3 protein-coding genes are annotated in these 4,590 nt (G+C 68.0%); all 3 read left to right on the forward strand.

What is annotated here, in order from left to right; all coding sequences use genetic code 11:
• Nucleotides 1-549: DUF2345 domain-containing protein (locus C516_RS20205; RefSeq protein WP_156831307.1), on the forward strand; the 549-nt coding region annotated here is incomplete at its 5' end.
• A gap of 5 nt (nucleotides 550-554) precedes the next feature.
• A complete protein-coding gene (locus tag C516_RS0117945; protein WP_211210656.1) occupies nucleotides 555-1,445 on the forward strand; it encodes a DUF4123 domain-containing protein in 891 nt (296 codons plus the stop codon).
• Nucleotides 1,442-4,590: T6SS effector BTH_I2691 family protein (locus C516_RS0117950; protein ID WP_026321281.1), on the forward strand; the 3,149-nt coding region annotated here is incomplete at its 3' end. The genes C516_RS0117945 and C516_RS0117950, both read left to right, overlap by 4 nt.

Genomic DNA, 4,590 nt, shown 5'->3' on the forward strand with positions numbered 1-4,590 from the left:
GGCGAGACCCCCGGGCTCCGCGCCCCCTGGCTGCACCTCGCCTCGCCGGCAGGCATCACCGCAACCACCCCCGCCTCCACCCACCTCGCCCAGGGCGGCGCGCTCAGCGTCTCCAGCGGCGAGGACGTCAACATCGCCACCGGCGGCAGCCTCGTCGCCGCCATCACCCGCCGCCTCTCGCTGTTCGTCCAGCGCGCCGGCATCAAGCTCTTCGCCGCACGCGGCAACGTCGATGTCCACGCACACAACGGCGCCATCGGCATCGCCGCCGAAAAGGATGTGACGATCTCCTCATCCACCGGGCGGGTGGAGATAAGCGCGGCCAGCGAGATCCTGCTGAGCAGCGGTGGCGGATACATCCGGATTAAGGACGGCAACATCGATATTCACGCCCCCGGGGCCATAGACGTAAAGGGGGCGCAGCACGCCTTCGGCGGCCCGGCGAGCACGGGGCAGTCCCTCCCCGACCTGCCGGAAGGGGATGACGAGCTGTGCTCGCGCAAGAATCGGGATGCCTCCACGGGCGGTGAAGGTCTCGTGGAGGAGTGATGCCGGTGGCAGGTGACGCCGTTCAGCCCGTAAACGGGCTCGATGCGCTTCTCTGCGCACTTGAAGCGGGCCAGCACGTGCACGGCTTAACGGATCCATCGGCTGGCCCGGGTGACGCTGCCCGCGGGTCGGATCAGCGTAGTGCGCGGATAGCCAATCGGTTTGTCGACGTTCCGGTAACGCAGCAGTTGCGGATCCAGCGCCTTCCGGACGATCCCGTGGCGGTTCGACGGGCCGTCAGCGAAGCACTGGAGGGCCTGCCAGTCAGCCCGGTCATGCCGCGTGCGGTATGTGGGTGGATGGTGGCATCGGTGAGGCCCGAGGCCATTGCAGGCTATCTCGGGCGGCAACTCGCACAACGCACCCCGGACGGCCGGCACGCGTTGCTGCGCTTCCACGATCCCCGAATCCTGGCGCGTCTGGTGGATATCCTGACGCCGCGGCAGCTGTCCATTCTGCTGGGCCCCGTCGATGCGTGGTACTTCCCCGATCACACTGGGCGGGTACTTCGCATTTCGCCGCACGAGTCATTGCGCAGCCTCGGGCGGCTGACGCTTGGCGAATCACAGTGGGGGGCTATCCGTCGCATCGCGAGGCTCAATCGCTGTATCGAGTTTCTGGAGCAGGACGCAGAGCGCCAAAAGCTCGAAAACGAGCCCGCTGTAATCGATCGACTGATCGAACAGGCTGCAGGCTTCGGCCTGTCCGGTGGTCGCGAGATCATCGAGTTCGTTGCCCATGGGGTCCGGGTCCACCCGGAGTTCCATCGCCATCCACGCATGCGCTCCCTTCTGAATGAATGCGGAGGGAAGTGCTCGTATTGCGTCCTGGTGAAGCGGTTGGGCGCGGCAGACTGGCAGGCCATCCGAGAGGACATGGAGGTCGAGGCATCATGACGGAAACGGACGCCCGTGATTATGCCGCGGAGCACCTGTGCACGGGGTTGGAGCAGGGGCGATGCCGTTACTGTGAGCGCATGGGGCTGCCGATCCTGCCGGTACGCTACGCGGTGTGCCAGCGCACGCTGATCAACGCGTCCGTTCCCGGGCTGGCGGATGCTGAAGTGGCGGCGTTCACGGACGTGAGGCTCGACGAGGCCCTCCCCGAAGGCCGGCGCGAGTCTCGGGAGCTCGATGACGAGGCGCGGGCGCAGCTGGGGGAGAGCACGGCGTGGCAGGCGAATAAGTACATCCTGCGCCAGATGCGTCCGGGGTATCTCTACCTCTACGACGAAGAGCACCCCGAAGGGCTGCACTGGTATGCCTACGCGATTACCGATACCGGCAAGTTCTATCAGTTTCCGGTTGCGCACCCGCCGGCGCTCGGTGAGCTCGGCTTCCCCTGTAACGACAGGCGTAACGAGGCACTGAACGCGGCGTTCATCACCCTGCCGAGCGTCGAGACCGCCAAACGCGTGTATTACGCGTTCACGCAACATCCGTGGCCGCTCGCGCATATCCGCCGCATCGGGCGGGACGAGGCGTGGCGGAAACGGCACATGCAGTCGCTCGACATCCCGGCGTGGGTGGCGGGGCGGTCCGTGCCCCACGCCTTCGGCGTCGATACGCTGGCCGAGCGGGTGGCGGAGTACAGCCCCGGGCGTTGGGCGCTGTACACGCACTTCTTCGCCAGTGGTTACCAGGCGATCGACTATGACGCCGAGGCCCTGCGCGAGGCCATGGACGCGCGTCTGGCACACGCCGCCGCGCGCTACCAGGGCCGGGGGCTGATCCTCGCGGTCAACGACGAGCTCGGCATCATCGACGAGCTCAATGCCTACCGCCACCAGGCCCTGGCCGGGCTGGAGGCGTTCCTCGACGCCGACGGGGGTGCCAACCGTCGACGGCTGCTGGGGGCGAAGGCGATCGAGGCCTTCCGCAATTCTGTCCACGAGACCGGGGACGCGCTCGTCGAGGAACGGGCGCAGGCGCGTACGCCTCAGGCCGAGCTCCAGCAGATCAAGGCCAACTACGAAGACCGCATCAACAGCGCACCAACCCCGGCGTCGAAGCAGCGTTGGCAGAACGCGTACGTGAAAGCCATCCCCCTGTGGCGAAACCGACGTGCGATGTCGCAGAGCGAGTATGGCCAGGCCGTCGAACAGGCACAGCGTGCCAGCGACCGGGCCCGGGTCGACGAGGTCGTCGGCGAGTATGACGAACAGCTGAGCGACCACTACCGTGTCGACGACGTCGAGACCTTCGAGCGGCGTTACGGCGAACGGCTGCACACCGCCCGCGCCCTGCTCGAAGCCATGGACGACGATTACGCCGCCTGGGTGCAGGCCCACCTCGGTGACGCGCTCGCCCGCTACAGCGAGCACGATTACCCCAGCGGCCTCGGCGCCACCGGACTGGTGGCCAACGCCCTGCGCGGCGGCATCATGGGCTCGAGCAGTGCCACGCTGTGGCAGGGGCTCTCCGGCGCACTCGGCGAGCGTGACGCCGTGCTCGTGCGGGCGCTGTTCGCCAACCAGCGCGGGCTCATCGACGCCGCCGTCGATGCCGTCACCGCCGTGGAATCGGGAGCCGCCTTCCATCCCGATACGGACCCCGCCTGGCTGGCACGCTTCGAGACGGCCCGGTCCGGGCTGAGCACCCGCGAGCGCGAGCAGCTCCACAACCGCTATCCCACCCTGCTTGCCGCCCTGCTACAGGCCACCGGCAACGCCTGTGCCGCACTCGCCAGCCACCAGAGCGCGGCAGCCCTGCGGGGCGAGTCACGCGAAAGCGACTCTGGCAACGCGACGGATCGGGATGACGGGCACGAGTGTGCTGCCGCGCATGCCGCCCTGCGCACCCTCGTGCGTTACGTCCAGATCATCGAGATCGGCGATCCCAACGTCCGTGGCGACGATGCTCAACCCCCGTCGCGCCCCGTGCGCGTCACCGTAACCGTGGGCGAATATCGGCGCTGGCTGCGCCAGCTCGCGCATGGCTGCACCGAACATAGCGATGCTGACGAAGACGACAAGCGCGAGGCGCTGCACTTCATCGACGGCCGTGGGGGCAACTTCGCCCCACCTATCGCTGACAACCCGCGCAGGATCGAAGTCGACCTGCCCGCAACCCCCGAGGGAGAGGCGGGGCTCGAGGCACTTCCGGAGATCGCCGACGAGGAGCAGGCCCGCACGGCGATGGCCTGGGCAGCGCGGGCCGAGCTCCTGCGTGCCAACGCCCAGGCGAGCGTGAGCAAATTCACCGGCGCCAACGCACTGGGTCAACAGGTCGCGCGGCTGATCACCCTCGCCGGCAGCCTGGGCGTGTTCGACCGCGAGCGCGAGCACCTTGCCGAGGAGAACGGCTGGTGGGCGAGTGTCGGCGACACCGCCAACTACATCGGTACCGGCCTGAATGTCGCCGGTGACTACGCCGCGATCTATGCCTGGATGATCAGCAGTGACGCCGCCTCGGTGCTACCCGTTACCGACTCCCCTGGCTGGCGGATAACAGGGCGCACACTCGGGCTCTTCACCAGCGTCCTGGCCCTCCACGACGGTCTGTCCACCCTCAGCGAGGCGGCTCACGGGCGGCGACTGGGGCTGTCCGCCGAACTCATGGGGCGTAAAACGGCGCTCGGCGCCGCCACCCTCACCGGCGGCATCATCGCCCTGCTGGGGGTGCCGCCGCCGTTCAGCGGCGCGATCGCCGTAACCGGCATGCTCGTCACGCTGTGGCTCGCGCAGGGCACGGCCCTGCTGGTGCCGCCAGCGGTGGGGATGTGGCTCAACCGCAGCTTCTTCGGCCAGCACCGCGGCCAGCTCGAGCCGTACCGCGACCTCGCCGAAGCGCACGATGCCCTCGCCATGGTGTTCAAGGGGGTGACCGTGGAGTTCACCTGGACCCCCGACCCCGCCGCGCTCGACTGGGCGGCCGGACCGGTGCCGACGGGGCCGACCCCGTCCCCCGTGCCGGCCGAGACCACCAGGTCGCCTGCCGGGCGCACCCTGTACCTGACGATCACCCTGCCGGATCTGGTGGCGATGGAGGTGAGGGGGGCAATGATAAGGCTAGGTGATGAAAAAATATTGCTTAAATTCCA

This window comes from Arhodomonas aquaeolei DSM 8974, assembly GCF_000374645.1.
Lineage (GTDB): Bacteria > Pseudomonadota > Gammaproteobacteria > Nitrococcales > Nitrococcaceae > Arhodomonas > Arhodomonas aquaeolei.